Raw genomic sequence first — 19112 nt, 5'->3', positions numbered from 1 at the left:
CGGGGCGCATAATGCGCCCCAATGTCATTAATGGAATCTAGCCCGCCATGAAAAACGCCACCTTTTATGTGATGGAGTCCGATACCGCCAGCGACGGCCTGAGCGCCATTGAAGCGCTGGTGTGCGATTTGGCCGAAGCACGCTGGCGTGACGGCAAACGCATCCTGATTGCCTGCACCGATGAACAGCAGGCCAATCGTCTGGATGAAGCCTTATGGCAGCGCCCGGCCAATGCCTTTGTACCGCATAACCTTGCGGGTGAAGGCCCGCGTTATGGCGCACCGGTCGAGTTGGCCTGGCCGCAACGACGCGGCAGTTCGCCACGCGACTTGCTAATCAGCCTGCTGCCGCAGTTCGCAGATTTTGCTACTGCTTTCCATGAAGTGATAGACTTCGTTCCTTACGAAGAATCCCAGAAACAGCTGGCGCGTGACCGCTATAAAGCGTATCGCAGCGTTGGCTTCCAATTGAATACGGCGACGCCACCACAGCCGCAAACGACATAGCAGAAATGGAAAAGACATATAACCCGCAAGATATCGAGCAGCCGCTCTACGAGCACTGGGAACAGCAGGGCTACTTTAAACCGAATGGCGACACCAGCCAGGAAAGCTTTTGCATCATGATCCCGCCGCCGAACGTCACCGGCAGCTTGCATATGGGTCACGCCTTCCAGCAAACCATCATGGACACCATGATTCGTTACCAGCGCATGCAGGGCAAAAACACCCTGTGGCAGGCGGGTACTGACCACGCGGGTATCGCTACCCAGATGGTGGTTGAGCGCAAAATTGCGGCTGAAGAGGGCAAAACGCGCCAGGATTACGGTCGCGAAGCCTTTATCGACAAAATCTGGCAGTGGAAAGCGGAATCAGGCGGCAATATCTCCCGTCAGATGCGTCGCCTCGGCAACTCCGTTGACTGGGAACGCGAGCGCTTCACTATGGATGAAGGGCTTTCCAATGCCGTGAAAGAAGTGTTTGTACGCCTGTATAAAGAGAACCTGATTTACCGTGGTAAGCGCCTGGTAAACTGGGACCCGAAACTGCGTACCGCGATTTCTGACCTCGAAGTTGAAAACCGCGAAACCAAAGGTTCGATGTGGCACATCCGCTACCCGCTGGCCGATGGCGCAAAAACCGCGGAAGGTAAAGATTACCTGGTGGTCGCGACCACCCGCCCGGAAACCCTGCTGGGCGATACCGGTGTGGCCGTCAACCCGGAAGATCCACGTTATAAAGATCTGATCGGCAAAGAGCTGATCCTGCCGCTGGTAGACCGTCGTATTCCGATCGTTGGCGATGAACACGCCGACATGGAAAAAGGCACCGGCTGCGTGAAGATCACCCCGGCCCACGACTTCAACGACTACGAAGTTGGCCGTCGCCATGCGCTGCCGATGATCAACATCCTGACCTTCGACGGCGACATCCGCACCACTGCGGAAGTGCTCGACACTAACGGTGAAGAGACTGACGTTTACAGCAACGCCATCCCGGCTGAGTTCCAGAACATGGAACGTTTTGCTGCGCGTAAAGCGATCGTCGCGGCGATTGACGCCCTCGGCCTGCTGGATGAGATCAAGCCTCACGATCTGACCGTACCTTATGGCGACCGTGGCGGCGTGGTGATTGAGCCGATGCTGACCGACCAGTGGTATGTGCGCACTGCCCCGCTGGCAAAAGTCGCGGTTGAAGCGGTGGAAAACGGCGACATCCAGTTCGTGCCGAAGCAGTACGAAAACATGTATTTCTCCTGGATGCGCGACATTCAGGACTGGTGTATTTCCCGTCAACTGTGGTGGGGCCACCGTATTCCGGCGTGGTACGACAATCACGGCAACGTGTATGTCGGTCGCACTGAAGAAGAAGTACGTCAGGAAAACAACCTTGGCGCTGACGTTGCGCTGCGCCAGGACGAAGACGTGCTGGATACCTGGTTCTCTTCTGGCCTGTGGACCTTCTCAACCCTCGGCTGGCCGGAGAACACCGAAGCGCTGCGTACCTTCCACCCGACCAGCGTGCTGGTGAGCGGCTTCGACATCATCTTCTTCTGGATTGCCCGCATGATCATGCTGACCATGCATTTCATGAAAGATGAAAACGGCAAACCGCAGGTGCCGTTCAAGACCGTGTATATCACTGGTCTGATCCGCGACGAAGAAGGACAGAAAATGTCCAAGTCGAAGGGTAACGTCATCGATCCGCTGGATATGGTGGACGGCATTTCACTGGAAGATCTGCTGGAAAAACGTACCGGTAACATGATGCAGCCGCAGTTGGCTGATAAAATCCGTAAACGTACCGAGAAGCAGTTCCCGGACGGCATCGTCCCATCAGGCACCGATGCGCTGCGCTTTACCCTGGCGGCACTGGCCTCGACGGGTCGTGACATCAACTGGGACATGAAGCGTCTCGAAGGTTATCGCAACTTCTGTAACAAGCTGTGGAACGCCAGCCGCTTTGTGCTGATGAACACCGAAGATCAGGATTGCGGCCAGAATGGCGGCGAAATGAAGCTGTCGCTGGCGGATCGTTGGATCCTCACCGAGTTTAACAGCACCGTAAAAGCCTACCGTGAAGCACTGGATAGCTATCGTTTCGATATCGCTGCCAACCTGCTGTACGACTTCACCTGGAACCAGTTCTGTGACTGGTATCTGGAGCTGACCAAGCCAGTGATGAACAGCGGTAGCGAAGCGGAACTGCGCGGCACGCGTAACACGCTGGTGACGGTGCTGGAAGCGTTGCTGCGCCTGGCACATCCGGTCATTCCGTTTATCACTGAAACCATCTGGCAGCGTGTCAAAGTGCTGAAAAATATCAGCGACGACACCATCATGCTGCAACCGTTCCCGCAGTACGAGGCGGCGAAAGAAGATGCGGAAGCGAAAGCGGATATCGAGTGGATGAAGCAGGCTATCGTCGCGGTACGTAATATCCGCGCCGAGATGAACATCGCCCTGAGCAAACCGCTGGATGTGTTGCTGCGTGATTGCTCACCGGCGGCGCTGCGTCGCGTGGAAGAGAACCGTAACTTCCTGTCGCGTCTGGCACGCCTGGAAAGCCTCACCATCCTGCCTGCGGGCGAGAAAGGCCCGGTATCGGTGACCAAGATCGTTGAAGGCGCTGAACTGCTGATTCCGATGGCGGATCTGGTGAACAAAGAAGCGGAGCTGGATCGTCTGGCGAAAGAGCTGACCAAGCTGGATGTTGAAATCGAGAAGATCCAGACCAAACTGGCGAACGAAGGTTTTGTTGCCCGTGCACCGGAAGCGGTGGTAGCGAAAGAGCGCGAACGTGCAGCTGAGCTGGAACAATCAAAAGCAAAACTGATTGAACAGCAGGGCGTGATTGCGGCATTGTAATCGCTTCAGGCCAACTGCTTAACCGAAGCCGGGCACTGCCCGGCTTTTTTCTATCGGATGAGATGCTAATGACCACTGTCACCCCGCTGGATCTTCAGGTACGTCCCATTACCGCAGCCGATAATCCGCTGATTGCTCGGGTCATTCGCGACGTCTCTGCCGAGTTCGGCCTGACTGCTGACAAAGGCTATACCGTGTCTGATCCCAATCTGGACCGGCTGTTTGAATTGTACAGCGAGGCGAACAGCGCTTACTGGATTGTCGAGCATCAGGGCAAAGTGCTGGGTGGCGGCGGTGTGGCACCCCTGGCGTGTAGCGCGCCGGATATTTGTGAATTACAGAAGATGTACTTTCTGCCGGAAGCGCGTGGTTTTGGCCTGGCCCGCGATCTGGCACTACGCGCGATGGATTATGCACGCCAGCAAGGTTTCCGTCGTTGCTATCTGGAAACCACCGCCAGCCTGACGCGCGCCATTAAGTTGTATGAATCGCTGGGTTTTACCCTGATTGATACCGCGATGGGCTGCACCGGGCATGTGGATTGTGAAGTGCGTATGCTGCGTACCCTGTAATCATTCCGTCCCGTAGCGGCGCGATTTATCATGCGGGTCGTAGCGGCGCGATTTATCGCGCGGGTTGTAGCGGCGCGATTTATCGCGCGGATTTTATAAGGTTGGCACACCGCTGTGAAAACGCAGCTCGATATCCGGTTCGCTGATTAAGCGCCCTTCCGCCTCACCAATCGCGCGCACGCGTGGCGCAATATCTTTCGGCGAAATCTGCGCCGCCAGCGTCAGGTAATCCTGGTAATGACGCGCTTCGGAACGCAGCAGCGAGATATAAAACTTCTCCAGTTGCTCATCCAGATACGGTGCCAGGCTGGCGAAACGTTCACAAGAACGCGCCTCGATATAAGCACCGCAAATCAGCTTATCTACCAGGGTATCTGGCTCATGAGTCGTGACCTCACGCAGCAACCCTTTGGCGTAACGACTGGCGGTAATCTTGCGATACGGCAGACCGCGCGCCTGCATAATTTCCCAGACCTGATAAAAATGGTGCAGCTCTTCTTTAATCAGCAGCACCATCTTTTCCACCAGATCATCCGCCCACGGCAACTCATTACGCACGATGATGCTTTTGGTCAGATTTTTGTGGGCGTTGATAAAGTTGCTGTCGTGATCTTCGCCAAAAATAAAATCTTCGTAGGGCTTCAGCCACGCCAGAATAGCGTCACCACTCGGCTTGTCAGCCACATATTTACGAATCAACCAGACGGCGGTTTGCGCGGCTTTTAACTCACAAACCATATGATCGGTGAGTAGCAACGTCAGGTTTTCCGGCTTGCGTGCTTCATCAATCCACGCCTGTGGTGTGCGGCAATGCAGAAACTGATGGATAGGTTCTAATAGCGGGGCGTAATTCATGAATGTCTTTATCTGCGGGGAAAAAATACGGGCAGCAACGCGGCTGCCCGTTCATTTTTAGTGACGTACACCGTCGTCTTCATCATCAATGAAGTCGCCGTCATCATCTTCGTCTTCCGCGTCCGGGTCTTCGAAGTAGGTGCCCCAACCGTCGTAATCTACGTTGTATTTGCCCGCCAGATTCACCAGTTGCTCAACCTGCGCATCAATCAGCTCGGGTTTCAGCGCGGCTTCGCTCAGGATGTCGACACACATCACCGTGCTGCCATCTTCCAGCTCCAGCTCTTCCGGTTCAGTCACCTCATAACCCAGCTTGAAGGCATCTACCGCCGCTTTTTCCAGCGAGTCAAAATTGTTGCAGGAAAGATGGTGCTCGATGGTGTAGAGGGCATCAGGATCGCTGCCATCTTCCAGTAATTCATCAATGATCAACCGCGTCTCTTCGCGTTGTTCTTCCAGCAATGCTTCGTATGCCATGGGGATATCCTCAAAATGTTCGGCAATGAATGCAATTATTTTCCCACACTGCCTCGCGCGCCACTACTCAAAACAGAAAGTTTCTTAACGCCGGGGTTGAAAATGCATATTCATACGGTTAGATTGAATTTTAATTCATTTATGATCCCCACATGGAGCGCTGTATGAGTCAGCTGAACCAACGCCATTTCCTGAGATTGCTGGACTTCACCCCAGCAGAAATTGATTACCTGTTAAGACTGGCCGGTGAATTAAAACACGCAAAGAAAAACGCCAGCGAAACGCAGTACCTGAAAGGCAAAAACATCGCGCTCATCTTCGAAAAAGACTCGACTCGTACCCGTTGCTCTTTCGAAGTTGCCGCTTACGATCAGGGTGCTAACGTGACTTACCTCGGCCCAAGCGGCAGCCAGATCGGCCATAAAGAGTCGATGAAAGACACTGCGCGCGTGCTCGGACGTATGTATGACGGTATTCAATATCGTGGTTATGGTCAGGCGTTGGTGGAAACCCTGGCGGAACATGCCGGGGTGCCGGTCTGGAACGGTCTGACCACCGAATTCCATCCAACTCAGTTGCTGGCGGATCTGTTGACGATGCAGGAACATCTGCCACAAAAATCGCTGAACCAGATGACGCTGGTGTACGTTGGCGATGCGCGCAATAACATGGGCAACAGCATGCTGGAAGCAGCTGCGATGGTCGGGCTGGACCTGCGTCTGGTGGCACCGAAAGGCTGCTGGCCAGAAGAACAACTGGTGGAACAATGCCGCATCGCAGCGCAAAAAACCGGTGGCAAAATCACGCTGACCGAAGATATCGCCACCGGCGTGCAGGGTGCCGATTTCATCTACACTGACGTGTGGGTCTCGATGGGAGAAGACAAATCCGTGTGGTCTGATCGTATCGCGCTGCTGCGCCCGTATCAGGTAAACAGCGCGATGCTGGCGTTGACCGGCAATCCGCAGGTGAAGTTCCTGCACTGCCTGCCAGCGTTCCATGATGACCAAACCACGCTGGGACGTCAGATGGCTGAGCAGTATGGCCTGAACGACGGTATGGAAGTCAGCAACGAGGTGTTTGAATCGGCACACAGCATTGTGTTTGACCAGGCAGAAAACCGCATGCACACCATTAAAGCCGTGATGGTGGCAACGCTCGGCCAGCCCTGACTCAGGCGGGAGCAAACGATTACCTCGCGTGTGATTTTTGCTTGATGCAAAGCAGTGAATGCGTATAATGCGCCACAATTTGCCGGGAGGAAGCATGCAACAGCGCAGCGCACAATTTGACGCTCAATTACGCCAGAAAGCTGGCGGCGCACCTGTTTCTTTCCGTCATCAATCGATCGCAAATCAAGCCCCTTAAGCAGGGGCTTTTTTTTGTCCGTTATCCGGCAGCGCAGAGGAGAGAGCTATGGCCAACCCGCTATATCGTAAGCACATTATTTCAATTAACGATCTCAGCCGCGCTGAGCTGGAGCTGGTACTGCATACCGCCGCGCAGCTCAAGGCACACCCGCAGCCGGAATTGCTGAAACACAACGTCATCGCCAGCTGCTTCTTTGAAGCCTCAACGCGTACCCGTCTGTCGTTTGAAACCGCCATGCATCGCCTTGGTGCCTCGGTCGTCGGTTTTGCCGACGGCAGCAACACCTCGCTCGGTAAGAAAGGGGAAACCCTCGCCGATACCATTTCGGTGATTGGTACCTATGTCGATGCCATTGTGATGCGCCATCCGCAGGAAGGCGCGGCCCGTCTCGCTACCGAGTTTTCCGGCGGCGTGCCGATTCTCAACGCCGGAGACGGGGCTAACCAGCATCCGACGCAAACCCTGCTCGATTTGTTCACCATTCGTGAAACCCAGAGCCGTCTGGATAACCTGAATGTGGCGATGGTGGGTGACCTGAAATATGGCCGTACCGTGCACTCCCTGACTCAGGCGCTGGCGAAGTTCGATGGCAACCGGTTCTTCTTTATCGCCCCTGATGCACTGGCGATGCCGTCTTACATCACCGATATGCTGGATGAGCAAAACATTCGCTGGTCGCGCCATGACAGCATCGAAGAGGTGATGCCGGAACTGGATATCCTGTACATGACGCGCGTGCAGAAAGAGCGTCTCGACCCGTCAGAATACGCCAACGTCAAAGCGCAGTTTATTCTGCGCGCCAGCGACCTGGTGGGCGCACGCGACAATATGAAGGTGCTGCACCCGCTGCCACGAATCGATGAGATCACTACGGATGTCGACAGCACACCGCACGCCTGGTATTTCCAGCAGGCCGGGAATGGCATCTTTGCCCGCCAGGCTTTGCTGGCTCTGGTACTGAATCGCGATCTGGCCCTGTAAGGAGGAAAACAGCATGACACACGATAACAAATTGCAGGTTGAAGCCATTAAACGCGGCACGGTGATTGACCATATCCCGGCGCAGGTTGGCTTTAAATTACTGTCGCTGTTTCGCCTGACCGAAACCGATCAGCGCATCACCATTGGTCTGAATCTGCCTTCTGGCGAAATGGGGCGTAAAGATCTGATCAAGATCGAGAACACCTTTCTCACCGATGATCAGATCAACCAACTGGCGGTGTATGCCCCTCATGCCACGGTCAACCGTATCGACGAATATGAAGTGGTGGCGAAGATCGCCCCGACGCTGCCGGATCGCATCGAACGGGTGCTGACCTGCCCGAACGGCAACTGTATCAGCCGCAGCGAGCCAGTGTTCTCCAGTTTTGCCGTGAAAAAGCGCGACGATGAAGTGCACCTGAAGTGCAAATATTGCGAGAAAGAGTTCGCGCACCATGTAGTGCTCGGTCACTGGTAATCGTCAGCATCGCCCCTATAATGGGGCGATCTTTTCATGCCGTCGGGAGCACTGGCGGCGCATTTTCTTAAGGAGAAACAATGTCTCGCGAAATCAGTACCGAAAAAGCACCGGCAGCGATTGGTCCGTACGTACAGGGCGTGGATCTCGGTAGCATGATCATTACCTCCGGCCAGATCCCGGTTGATCCGCAAACCGGCGCAGTGGCTGACGATGTGTCTGCTCAGGCGCGTCAGTCGCTGGAAAACGTGAAGGCGATTGTTGAAGCTGCCGGTCTGAAAGTGGGCGACATTGTGAAAACCACGGTGTTTGTCAAAGACCTGAATGACTTCGCCACCGTGAACGCAACCTATGAAGCGTTTTTCACCGAGCATAACGCCAGCTTCCCGGCTCGCTCCTGCGTGGAAGTGGCGCGTCTGCCGAAAGATGTGAAGATTGAGATCGAGGCGATTGCGGTTCGTCGCTGATGCCCCCCGTAGCGGCGCGATTTATCGCGCGGATTTTACCCGCATAGCGCACGAAATCGCGCGATAAATCGCGCCGCTACATCCTGGGTTATTTGACAGAACGCAGCAGTTTTTCCAACGGGCGCACTAACGCCAGCACCGTCTCATCCTGCACCAGGGCAGCGTCATCCAGTTTCTCTTGCATCTGCGCCACTTCTCCCGCGCCATACGCCTGATTACGCTCCAGCGTCGCGACCAAATCCAGCCCCATGCGGCAGAGAATTGCCACCTGCTGTACCTGCGGTTGCAGCGCATGCAGTTGATAGTTATGCAGCGTCAGCGGCAGCACCCGGTCGCTGTTACTTAGCCAGCGTTGCAATTGCTGGCGAATCACATTGGTGGCCTGCCGGTTGCCCCGATTAGCGATCAAGGCATCCACCTGCTTGTCCAGCAAACGCACCGCTTCGCTCTCGGCGGGCAGAACATCGGCCAGTCGGTTAAGCGGCTCGAAATAGTTATAGTGGCCTGCCTGGAATTTCAGATGCTGCCGCGTGTAATATTGTGCCGGTTCCAGCACCTCACTCAGCACGCGCAGTGGGGTAATATCGGTGCTGTTCGCCAGTCGCATCATCTGTACCTCCGCCTGCTGATGTTGTTGCAGACCAACGGATATGGCACCCCAGCGATCGATGGCGCTCAACCGCTGATACATATTATCGCTGTCATTCACATCGGCAGCAGACCACAGGCGTTCCGCCACCACAAAGGTTCGTGGCCACAGTTTGGTGTCAATAATCTGGCTATTGACGTTTTCCGCCCACAGCGCCGCTTCACCCCCTTTCAGGTTTTCACTTAACTGCTGCGGGCTGGGCAACGAAGGGGCAATCCCGCTGGGTACTTGCGCCAGACGGCCCCCCTCGGTGGGATAACGTACATTGCCCACCAGCATATATCCGGTCAGTTTGTTGTCCGTCAACGTCACCATCGGCTGCACTTCCCCCATCCAGGTATCCACCCGGAACGTGACCTGGCTGGATGACAACCAGTCAACCTGCTGCACCAGGCGCCGCGCTTTGCCGTTAAAGTCAATAAAACCGCGCCACCCCTCTTTTCCCTCAATCAGGGTGAAACTGCCCTTCACCGCGCTGCCTTTCAGACGTGGCAGGGTGAATGCCCAACTCTGTGCCTGCTCATCCGCCTGCACCTGATCCTCGCCGTTCAGCCCCTGCGGGAAAGGCTCATTACGATAGTGGTAAGCCGCAGGTTGTGGTTGATCAAGGTAGAAGCCGGTTGAAAGGATGCCGCGATAGTCGTTTTTCACCACCTCACCTAAGGCATCCTGCCCCTGCCACGACTGGATCAGAATGCTGCGCGGCAGATCGGGATGATAGATTTCGTCCCAGCCCACCATGCGACGTTGATGCGCTTCAAGAATCTTTTCCACCCGCTGATTAAACCAGGCCTGCAACGCATGGGCATCCTTTAACCCGTGATCGCGCATAAACTGTTGAATTTTAGGCGAGTCATTCCACTGCGCAGGATCAACCTCATCACCGCCAATATGCAGATACGGATCCGGGAAGATCGCTGCCACTTCCCCCACCAGCGTATCGATAAAGGCAAAAACCTGTTCATTGCTCGGATCGAGCAGCGGCTTAAATACCCCCCAGCCGCGCTCCATTGAGTACGGTCCCGGTGCGCTGATCAGCTCTGGCATCGCCACGGCGATGGCCGAAGCATGGCCGGGTAGATCGATTTCCGGGACAACGCGGATGCCACGTTGCGTGGCATATTGCACTACATCGCGCATCTGCTGCTGGGTGTAGTAGCGGCCATCACTGGCTTTATCCTGCAACTGCGGATAATGGCTGGAGGCAAAACGCCAGCCCTGATCGTCGGTCAGGTGCCAGTGAAAAACATTCATACGGGCTGCCGCGATGCCATCAATCTGACGTTTGATGGTCTCCACCGGCATAAAATGACGTGCGGAGTCGATCAGCAGACCGCGCCAGGCAAAGCGCGGTTGGTCATTGATGGTGACATACGGGATGACCGTGCCGCTTTCACTGTTCTCAATCAGTTGCAGCAGAGTCTCCATACCACGCATGGCACCGAAGCGTGTCTGCGCCTCGAGCAAGACACCATCGCTGTTCACCTCCAGCTGATAGCTTTCATCGCTGTCCGGTTGCGGTAAGGGGTCAACCGCCTCCTTGATTTGCACCCGGATAGTCGCCTTTTCATCCGATGCGTCCGTTGGCAACAACGGCCAGCCAGTTTGTCGCGCAATACGTCTGAGCCAGCGCGTCTCCGCCCCCTCCAGATGGTCCCCCGATATGTGTAGCGTCAGCTGTGGCGTCAGTTGATAGGCACCGCCGCTCCGAGGCAGCTCAACCTGTTGCGGCCAGGGCATCAGCGGCAGATCACCCGCCGGGGTGGCGAAAGCGGAAAAACTCACGGATAAACAACAGGCAAGCAGCGTGCGTTGCAGAGGCATGAAGGGCATCCTTGTTAACGATTGTCTGACCAAAGCGGGCAAAAGGCTCATTAAACCTGTTTCGCGTCGCACATCAAGTTGCAGAAAGCGGAACTATGGGCGGGTTAAAACTTTTTCAGTTTAGTCAGCGTTGCTGATTGCGCGCCTTTCAAACTTCCTTATTGCTTCTTTGCGCCATATCAAAAACCCTGCAATTAATTCTCAGGCAAACACCATATATAGCGATTACACTTCGTAAAAATCACAACATGTAGTTTCACGGAGAGTAAATGGCAACGGTAGTGATTAAGCGTGACGGCTGCAAAGTGCCGTTCGATGCCCAGCGCATTGCCTGCGCCGTACAGGCTGCGGCCAGTGCGGTACAGGTGAACGATGCGGCCTGGTGCGCCCAGGTTGCGGCAGAAGTGGAACAGCAACTGGCTGCACGCCACGAGGTGGATATCCGCGATATCCAATGCGCGGTCGAAGAGACGCTGATGAGCGGTCCGTGGCCGCAGCTGGCACGCGCCTATATTGAATATCGTCACGACCGTGACCTGGCGCGTGAACAGCGCGGGAAACTACATCACGCTATTCGTGGCCTGGTTGAACAAACCAATGCCGCGCTGTTGAACGAGAACGCCAACAAAGATAGCAAGGTGATCCCCACCCAGCGTGATTTGCTGGCAGGGATCGTCGCCAAACATTACGCGCAACAACAGATCCTGCCACGCGACGTGGTGCTGGCGCACGAACGCGGTGAGATCCACTACCACGATCTCGATTATTCGCCCTTCTTCCCGATGTTTAACTGCATGCTGATTGATCTGCACGGCATGCTAACCAACGGCTTCAAAATGGGTAACGCTGAGATCGAGCCACCCAAATCGATCGCCACCGCCACCGCCGTCACCGCGCAGATCATCGCCCAGGTCGCCAGCCACATTTACGGCGGCACCACCATTAACCGTATCGATGAAGTGCTGGCCCCCTTTGTCACCCTAAGCCTGGAAAAACATCGTGCTGTCGCCCTTGAATGGCAGATTGCCGATGCCGAGGCGTATGCCCGCGCGCGTACCGAAAAAGAGTGTTACGACGCCTTCCAGTCGCTGGAGTATGAGGTCAATACGCTGCATACCGCCAACGGCCAAACCCCCTTTGTCACCTTTGGTTTTGGCCTCGGTACCGACTGGGCGGCACGTTTGATCCAACAATCGATCCTGCGCAACCGTATTGCCGGGCTGGGCAAAAACCACAAAACCGCGGTATTTCCGAAGCTGGTATTTGCCATCCGTGAAGGGGTTAACCGCCGTGCGGGTGACGTCAATTACGACATCAAACAACTGGCGCTGGAGTGTGCCAGCAAGCGGATGTATCCCGATATCCTCAATTATGACCAGGTGGTGAAAGTCACGGGTTCGTTCAAGACGCCGATGGGTTGTCGCAGCTTCCTCGGCGTGTATGAAGAGCATGGTGAGCAGATCCACGAAGGACGCAACAACCTGGGCGTGATCAGTCTCAACCTGCCACGCATTGCGCTGGAAGCCCAGGGGGATGAGGCACGTTTCTGGTCGCTGCTGGATGAACGCCTGGCACTGGCGAAACGTGCGTTGATGACCCGTATCGCGCGGCTGGAAAAAACCAAGGCCCGCGTCGCGCCGATTCTGTATATGGAAGGTGCCTGTGGCGTACGCCTGAAGGCCGATGACGATATCGGGCCAATTTTCCGCAATGGCCGTGCCTCCATCTCCCTTGGCTATATCGGCCTGCATGAAACCCTCAATGCGTTGAGCGGTAACGAAGTGCATCCGTATGATGCCGATTATCTGCGCGCCAAAGGGGTGGCGATCGTCGCCCATCTGCGTCAAGCGGTGGATGCATGGAAAGCGGAAACCGGCTATGGCTTTAGCCTCTACAGCACGCCAAGCGAAAACCTGTGTGACCGCTTTTGCCGCCTTGATGCCGCCGAGTTTGGCGTGGTGCCGGGCGTCACCGACAAAGGTTATTACACCAACAGCTTCCATCTCGACGTCGAGAAGAAGGTTAATCCGTACGACAAAATCGACTTTGAAGCGCCTTACCCACCGATCGCCAACGGCGGTTTTATCTGTTACGGCGAATATCCCAATATCCAGCATAACCTCAAGGCGCTGGAAGATGTCTGGGACTATAGCTACGACCGCGTGCCCTACTACGGCACCAACACGCCCATTGATGAGTGCTACGAATGCGGCTTCAGCGGCGAATTCAGTTGCACCAGCAAAGGCTTTACCTGCCCCTGCTGCGGCAATCATGATCCGGCGCGGGTGTCGGTGACACGGCGCGTGTGCGGCTATCTCGGTAGCCCGGATGCACGTCCGTTTAACGCCGGTAAACAGGAAGAGGTGCAGCGCCGCGTGAAACATCTGGATACGGGACAACTGGGATGATGCATATCCATCGCTATTATGACGTCGATATTGTTAACGGTCCGGGCACACGCTGCACGTTGTTTGTCGCCGGTTGCGAACACCAATGTCGCGGCTGCTACAACCAAAGTACCTGGCGACTGGACTCCGGCGTGCCTTTCACGCTGGCGATGGAAGAACAGCTGATCGCCGATCTCAAAGATCGGCGCATTCCGCGTCAGGGATTGTCGCTCAGCGGCGGCGATCCGCTGCATCCCCATAACGTGCCGCATATCCGCCGTCTGGTGAAACGGGTGCGGCGTGAATGCCCCGATAAGGATATCTGGCTGTGGACCGGCTACCAGTTAGCGGAACTGAGCGCCGCGCAGCGGGAAGTGATCGCCGAAATCGACGTGTTAATCGATGGGCGATTTATCGAAGCGGAGAAAGATGCGCGGCTGCTATGGCGCGGCAGCCGCAATCAGAAAATCTGGTATCTACGCCAGCCACAGGGCGAGCACACCGACCAGCATTCCGCTGCAAGCGACGCCCAACAAGGCTATCCACAACGCGCGAGCCGGGAATGCCCGGTGCAGCATCAGTAATGAGGGGACGCTGACCGCTGGCAATGTCAGCAGCAATGCCAGCGCGGGCGCGATGCCCATCCCGGCCAGCATCATGGTCTGGACAATCGGGATCTCTGCCGCAGTCGGGATGACAAACAGGCATCCCGCCACTGCCATCACCACCACCCAGAACAACGTGTTACCCACGGCCCCATCCGCATGCGGGAACAGCCAGACGCGGGCCGCGCCAAGCAGCAGCACCGCCGCCACATACAACGGAATGGTATTCCAGAACAGCCGCCACAGCACCCGCCACCAGCGCTGGAGAAAGGGTTCTTCCGGGGGGACCGATGCCCTGGCCTCAAGTGCACCGACTTTCTGCGGCACGCTACGTTGCACCAGCCAGGCAATGCCCAGCACCATGATGATCCCCGCCACCAGGCGGATGGCCGCGAACTGCCAGCCCAGGACAAAACCCATAAAAATCAGGGTGGCCGGATTCAGTATCGGGTTTGCCAGCCAGAATGCCATCGCCGCACCGCTGGAAACTTGCGACTGCCGCAAACCCGACGCAACCGGTGCGGCACAGCACGTACACATCATGCCAGGTAGCCCAAGCCCGGTGCCAATCAATGCGGAACCAAAACGGTTCTTGCCCATCAGACGCAACAGCCAGCTACGGGGGATCAGCACCTGTACCAGCGATCCGAGCAGTACGCCGAGTACCGCTGCTTTCCACACCGCCAGAAAATAGACCATCGCGTAATCCAGCGCGGCACGCCAGGGTGACGCATCCGCGTTGGCTAAAATCGATTTACCGATCGAATGAGTCTCTGCCGCCGTGAAGGCTTTGCCGTAGTAGGGTTGCCATTTGACGTACCAGAGGCCAACAATCACCACCAGCAGAAATAGCAGCGGTTTCCACCAGGCAAAACGCGTTGCCGCAGCAGTTGAAGTGAGTTGAGTCATGACAGGATTCCGTATTCAGACTGAATAACGAATGCCGTACCGGAGGCACGACGGATTAACCCGCGGCGGCACGATTTATCGCGCGGTTTTATCATCCATCGCGCACTAAATTGCGCGATAAATCGCGCCGCTACGGATAGAGGGTAGCAGAACGCTTAATCCGCGCGCTGCCAGACAATTTTTTTGCCAAACCCCAGCGCGTTATCCGTCATCTTCACTTCTTCCAGCACTATTTCCCACAGTGGAGCCGTGACGGCTCGCGAAATGGGGAAACGTTTCTGGTAGGCATGACGGGCCTGTTGCTCGGCTTCATCCCTTAAGCGCTGAATATGGCCGCGATATTGTACACCCTTAATCAGCAACACGGTTTTCGGCTGCCCGTTAACCGTGCCCGCCACGCGCGGATTAGCCAACATCAGTTGACCATGACGGGTATCTGGCTCGGTCATCAGCCAGAACACCATGCGGGATTCATCAAAAACATAAAAACAGTTGGCGCACCAGAGATCGTCACCGTCTGTCGCGCACAGCGACAGCGCATGCTGTTTCTTCAGGTAGCGAATCAGATGGGAATGGTCGGACACAATCGAACTCCCTTGCAGGCCAGAGGCCTGTGCTGACCAATAGCGGCAACGCCGGATGCGCGCTACACTGCCTGCCAGCAATTTTTCCGAGGTTAGTCATATGGAGCAGGGCTGGCAGCTTTATATGCTGCAAACCGCCGCAGGCATGCTTTACACCGGCATCACAACGGATGTTAACCGGCGTTTACAACAGCATCAGCAGGGGCGTGGAGCACGATCACTGCGCGGCAAAGGCCCGCTGACGCTGGTATTTCACTGTGATGCCGGGGATCGCGCCGCCGCATCACGACTGGAGTATCAGGTTAAACAGTTAAGCCGGGCGCAAAAGTTACAACTGGTAGCGCAACAACCGCTCAACCTGACGAACTGGTTTACGCAAAGCGATTGAAAGGCTCGGCAAAATCGATCTGCCCTTCTGCCCCGACGAACGCATCGTCGGCCAACTTGTACACCTGAAACGCCGCTTCTGAACCGGTCCAGCGGCAATGCAAACCATGACGCGCTGCCGGTTCAAAACCGAAGGCATTGTAGTAAGCCGGGTCACCCAACACCACCACCGCGCTGTAACCAAATTCGTTCAGCGCGTCTAATCCCTCGTACACCAGCTGTTTACCGATACCCTGTTTACGTACCGTCTCGTCCACCGCCAGCGGTGCCAACGCCACCCAGCCGCGATCCTCACCCTGCAAGGTTACCGGGCTGAAGGCGGCGTAACCCAATACCTGGCCTTCATCATCAGTCGCCACCACGCCGAGGGTCAGCAAACCATCTTCACGTAACTGTTGTACCAGTTCCGCTTCGGCGGCGCTGGCAAAACAGCGCTTTAACAGGCTGTCGATGCTGGCTGCATCAACACCAATTTCAGTACGAATTAACATGAGATCCTCGCGCGCGACTCACTGGCCTTCGCGTCCTGTTTCAGTCCTGCCTCAACAAAGGCAGCCAGCTGTTGCAACCCCGTGCGCAACGGCGTGGGCATGGCATCCAGTTCAATGGCATCCATCAGGTTTTTCACCTCCAGTCCCAGCTCCGTGTCGCCTTCAATCACCAGGCGGCGTTGAAAGAACAACATATCGGGGTCTGCTTTGCGTGCTGCCACCAGCAACAGATCGTTAGCTTCACCACGAAACCAGACATCAGCCTCTGTATCGTGTGAAACGGTCAGACGCCCATCCTGCAAGGTCGTCATCCAGCGCAAATTGATGTCGCTGATTTCGATCCCCAGGGAACGTCCTTCCAGAAAGTCTAACTCACCTTCAGCCAAAGCATGGCGAAATTGCCAGTTTAGGAGTTGTTGCAAAACGGCTTTTTTCAGCGCAAAAGGGGTCAATGAAACCGGTAACCCGAGGAATTTTGGGCCTTTTTCAACAATCAGGCCGCGTAAGCGAGTAAACACCATCTGCACTCCCTTTAGAAAATTTTACCTATTCTGCCACATCCGTTTGGCTTCGCATCCACTGAGATCAAGGAATTCGCAGTCTGGTTGTGTGAAAAATCTTCACTCTGCATCACCATTGGCCGTTTCACTGCCTTAAATCAACATTCTGCGGCGAGGGCTTACCTACACTCAACGCCGTCCAGAACCTGGGGGAGGAAAAAGTATGGAACTGCTGTGCCCGGCGGGTAATCTGCCTGCGCTGAAATCGGCGGTGGAGCATGGCGCCGACGCCGTTTATGTCGGCCTGAAAGACGATACCAATGCCCGCCACTTTGCCGGCCTTAATTTTACCGATAAAAAACTGGCCGAAGCCGCGCGCTATCTGCACCAGCATCGGCGCAAACTGCATGTGGCGATTAACACGTTTGCCCATCCCGATGGCATGAATCGCTGGCAGCAAGCGATTGATATCGCTGCCCAGAATGGTGCAGATGCGCTGATCCTCGCGGATATCGCCACGCTGGAATATGCGGCGAAGCACTATCCACAGGTTGAACGTCATCTGTCGGTACAGGCTTCGGCCACCAATCTGGAAGCGATCCGTTTTTATCATCGCCATTTTCAGTTGCACCGCGTGGTGCTGCCGCGCGTACTGTCGCTACATCAGGTGAAACAGCTGGCGCGTGAAACACCCGTCCCGCTGGAGGTGTTCGCTTTTGGCAGCCTGTGCATCATGGCCGAAGGTCGTTGTTATCTCTCCTCATGGCTGACGGGTGAATCGCCCAACAGCGCCGGAGCCTGCTCACCCGCCAAATTCGTGCGCTGGCAGCAGACGCCAAATGGCATGGAGTCACGCCTGAATGAAGTATTGATTGACCGTTACGGCCCCGATGAAAGCGCCGGTTATCCCACCCTGTGTAAGGGGCGCTATGAAGTCGATGACCAGCGTTATCACGTCCTGGAAGAACCGACCAGCCTGAACACCCTGTCGCTGTTGCCGGACTTGCTGCGGGCCGGTGTGGCATCCGTGAAGATCGAAGGACGCCAGCGCAGCCCGGCCTACGTGGCGCAAGTGGCGAAAGTGTGGCGCCAGGCGATTGATCGATGTATCGCCGCACCGGAACAGTTTGCCGTGCAGACCCCGTGGATGCAGGCGTTGGGAGAACTTTCTGAAGGTAGCCAGACCACGCTCGGCGCTTACCATCGCGACTGGCAGTAAGGAGTCAGCATGAAATACGCAATCGGACCGGTGCTGTGGTACTGGCCCAGCGACAAACTGGAAAATTTTTATCAACGTGCCGCGCAATCCAGCGCGGAAATCGTTTATCTGGGGGAAGCGGTATGCAGCAAACGCCGCGCCACGCCGTTCGCGAAATGGATGGAGATGGGCCGGGCGCTGGCGCAGCACGGTAAGCAGGTGGTTATCAGCACGCTGGCGCTGCTGCAATCGCCTTCGGAACTCAAGGAGCTGCGACGCTATGTGGAAAACGGCGAGTTTCTGATTGAAGCCAACGATATTGGCACCGTGAATATGGCGGCTGAACGCCAGTTGCCGTTTGTCGCTGGCCCGACCCTCAACGTCTACAACGCGCAAACGCTTCAGCTGCTGTTGCAGGAAGGAATGACGCGCTGGTGCATGCCGGTCGAGATGTCACGCGACTGGCTGATCCAGCTGTTGCAGCAGTGTGATACGGCAGGCGTACGTGATCGTTTTGAGGTAGAGGTGCTGGGTTACGGCCATCTGCCGCTGGCGTTATCCGCACGCTGCTTTACCGCCCGCTCGGAAAATCGTGCCAAAGATGATTGCCAGACCTGCTGCATTGATTATCCCAATGGCCGACGCGTGCTATCCCAGGAAGGCCAGCAGGTGTTCGTGCTCAACGGTATCCAGACCATGAGCGGTTACTGCTACAACCTTGGCAATGATCTGGCCGGTATGCATAACTGGGTCGATATCGTGCGTTTATCGCCACAGGATGAAAGCACACTGGAAGATGTGGATCGCTTCCGCGCCAACGAAGCCGGTGAAGCGCCCTTAATGGTGGCGCGCGGCAGCGACAGCAACGGTTACTGGCGACGCCTGGCCGGGATGGCGCTGGATACGACAGGCCGCTGAAAGGCACGTTCCGGCTATATTCCTGCGGTTATTAGCAGTTTTAATATGGGTACTGATGCGTAATACTGGATGGCGCAGGTTTGATGAACACC

General features: G+C 55.9%; 19 protein-coding genes. 12 read left to right on the top strand and 7 right to left on the bottom strand.

Features of this window, described 5'->3' with window-relative positions; genetic code table 11:
• Window positions 1-47 precede the first annotated feature (47 nt).
• From CTZ24_RS02765 to CTZ24_RS02755, 3 genes are all read left to right on the top strand, one after another.
• A complete protein-coding gene (locus CTZ24_RS02765) occupies window positions 48-506 on the top strand; it encodes a DNA polymerase III subunit chi (RefSeq protein WP_021185766.1) in 459 nt (152 codons plus the stop codon).
• Window positions 507-511: 5 nt separating this feature from the next.
• Window positions 512-3367, top strand: coding sequence for a valine--tRNA ligase (locus CTZ24_RS02760; RefSeq protein ID WP_208724714.1), 2856 nt, complete (start codon window positions 512-514; stop codon window positions 3365-3367).
• Between the two features lie 68 nt (window positions 3368-3435).
• The gene (locus CTZ24_RS02755; protein ID WP_021185764.1) at window positions 3436-3939 is read left to right on the top strand and encodes a GNAT family N-acetyltransferase; all 504 of its coding nucleotides are present in this window, start codon (window positions 3436-3438) and stop codon (window positions 3937-3939) included.
• 93 nt (window positions 3940-4032) lie between these two features.
• On the opposite strand, the gene miaE is transcribed toward CTZ24_RS02755, so the two are convergent.
• Entirely contained in the window at window positions 4033-4794 is a 762-nt protein-coding gene (miaE, locus tag CTZ24_RS02750) for a tRNA isopentenyl-2-thiomethyl-A-37 hydroxylase MiaE (RefSeq protein ID WP_208724713.1), read from the bottom strand.
• Window positions 4795-4851: 57 nt separating this feature from the next.
• Window positions 4852-5271: a ribonuclease E inhibitor RraB gene (gene rraB, locus CTZ24_RS02745; protein ID WP_013507725.1), complete on the bottom strand. Its 420-nt coding sequence runs from the start codon at window positions 5269-5271 to the stop codon at window positions 4852-4854.
• Between the two features lie 164 nt (window positions 5272-5435).
• Here rraB and argF point away from each other — a divergent pair, with 164 nt between their 5' ends.
• From argF to ridA, 4 genes are all read left to right on the top strand, one after another.
• Window positions 5436-6443, top strand: coding sequence for an ornithine carbamoyltransferase (gene argF / locus CTZ24_RS02740; protein ID WP_021185762.1), 1008 nt, complete (start codon window positions 5436-5438; stop codon window positions 6441-6443).
• A 244-nt stretch (window positions 6444-6687) separates the two neighbouring features.
• A complete protein-coding gene (gene pyrB / locus CTZ24_RS02735) occupies window positions 6688-7623 on the top strand; it encodes an aspartate carbamoyltransferase (RefSeq protein ID WP_208724712.1) in 936 nt (311 codons plus the stop codon).
• A 13-nt stretch (window positions 7624-7636) separates the two neighbouring features.
• Window positions 7637-8101: an aspartate carbamoyltransferase regulatory subunit gene (pyrI, locus tag CTZ24_RS02730; RefSeq protein WP_021185759.1), complete on the top strand. Its 465-nt coding sequence runs from the start codon at window positions 7637-7639 to the stop codon at window positions 8099-8101.
• Between the two features lie 80 nt (window positions 8102-8181).
• Window positions 8182-8568 carry a Rid family detoxifying hydrolase gene (ridA, locus tag CTZ24_RS02725; protein WP_208724711.1) on the top strand — a complete coding sequence of 129 codons (387 nt, stop codon included), beginning with the start codon at window positions 8182-8184 and terminating at the stop codon, window positions 8566-8568.
• A gap of 88 nt (window positions 8569-8656) precedes the next feature.
• Here ridA and CTZ24_RS02720 read toward each other — a convergent pair whose 3' ends face one another.
• Window positions 8657-11041, bottom strand: a complete 2385-nt coding sequence (locus tag CTZ24_RS02720; RefSeq protein WP_208724710.1) for a beta-N-acetylhexosaminidase — start codon at window positions 11039-11041, stop codon at window positions 8657-8659.
• Between the two features lie 269 nt (window positions 11042-11310).
• Here CTZ24_RS02720 and nrdD point away from each other — a divergent pair, with 269 nt between their 5' ends.
• On the top strand, window positions 11311-13449 hold the full coding sequence (nrdD, locus tag CTZ24_RS02715; protein ID WP_021185756.1) for an anaerobic ribonucleoside-triphosphate reductase: 2139 nt from the start codon (window positions 11311-11313) through the stop codon (window positions 13447-13449).
• The gene (gene nrdG, locus CTZ24_RS02710; protein ID WP_208724709.1) at window positions 13446-14012 is read left to right on the top strand and encodes an anaerobic ribonucleoside-triphosphate reductase-activating protein; all 567 of its coding nucleotides are present in this window, start codon (window positions 13446-13448) and stop codon (window positions 14010-14012) included. The genes nrdD and nrdG overlap by 4 nt, the downstream gene beginning before the upstream one ends.
• Here nrdG and CTZ24_RS02705 read toward each other — a convergent pair.
• Both CTZ24_RS02705 and CTZ24_RS02700 read right to left on the bottom strand, forming a co-directional pair.
• Window positions 13905-14942: a permease gene (locus CTZ24_RS02705; protein WP_208724708.1), complete on the bottom strand. Its 1038-nt coding sequence runs from the start codon at window positions 14940-14942 to the stop codon at window positions 13905-13907. The genes nrdG and CTZ24_RS02705 overlap by 108 nt on opposite strands.
• Before the next feature lie 155 nt (window positions 14943-15097).
• On the bottom strand, window positions 15098-15526 hold the full coding sequence (locus CTZ24_RS02700) for a YhbP family protein (RefSeq protein ID WP_021185754.1): 429 nt from the start codon (window positions 15524-15526) through the stop codon (window positions 15098-15100).
• A 100-nt stretch (window positions 15527-15626) separates the two neighbouring features.
• On the opposite strand from CTZ24_RS02700, the gene CTZ24_RS02695 reads away from it, so the two are divergent.
• On the top strand, window positions 15627-15914 hold the full coding sequence (locus tag CTZ24_RS02695) for a GIY-YIG nuclease family protein (protein ID WP_013507715.1): 288 nt from the start codon (window positions 15627-15629) through the stop codon (window positions 15912-15914).
• Here the strand turns inward: CTZ24_RS02695 and CTZ24_RS02690 are convergent.
• Window positions 15898-16404 carry a GNAT family N-acetyltransferase gene (locus CTZ24_RS02690; protein ID WP_013507714.1) on the bottom strand — a complete coding sequence of 169 codons (507 nt, stop codon included), beginning with the start codon at window positions 16402-16404 and terminating at the stop codon, window positions 15898-15900. The genes CTZ24_RS02695 and CTZ24_RS02690 overlap by 17 nt on opposite strands.
• Window positions 16398-16925 carry a ubiquinone anaerobic biosynthesis accessory factor UbiT gene (gene ubiT, locus CTZ24_RS02685; protein ID WP_021185753.1) on the bottom strand — a complete coding sequence of 176 codons (528 nt, stop codon included), beginning with the start codon at window positions 16923-16925 and terminating at the stop codon, window positions 16398-16400. The genes CTZ24_RS02690 and ubiT overlap by 7 nt, the downstream gene beginning before the upstream one ends.
• Before the next feature lie 202 nt (window positions 16926-17127).
• Between ubiT and ubiU the strand changes: the two genes are divergently transcribed.
• Complete coding sequence (ubiU, locus tag CTZ24_RS02680) at window positions 17128-18123, top strand: ubiquinone anaerobic biosynthesis protein UbiU (protein WP_021185752.1); 996 nt, start codon at window positions 17128-17130, stop codon at window positions 18121-18123.
• Between the two features lie 9 nt (window positions 18124-18132).
• The gene (locus CTZ24_RS02675) at window positions 18133-19020 is read left to right on the top strand and encodes a U32 family peptidase (RefSeq protein ID WP_208724707.1); all 888 of its coding nucleotides are present in this window, start codon (window positions 18133-18135) and stop codon (window positions 19018-19020) included.
• Window positions 19021-19112 lie beyond the last annotated feature (92 nt).

It is taken from the genome of Pantoea phytobeneficialis (assembly GCF_009728735.1).
Classification (GTDB): Bacteria; Pseudomonadota; Gammaproteobacteria; order Enterobacterales; family Enterobacteriaceae; genus Pantoea; species Pantoea phytobeneficialis.
The sequence above is the reverse complement of the archived record's forward strand: the minus strand, read 5'-3'. Positions and strand labels throughout refer to the sequence as shown.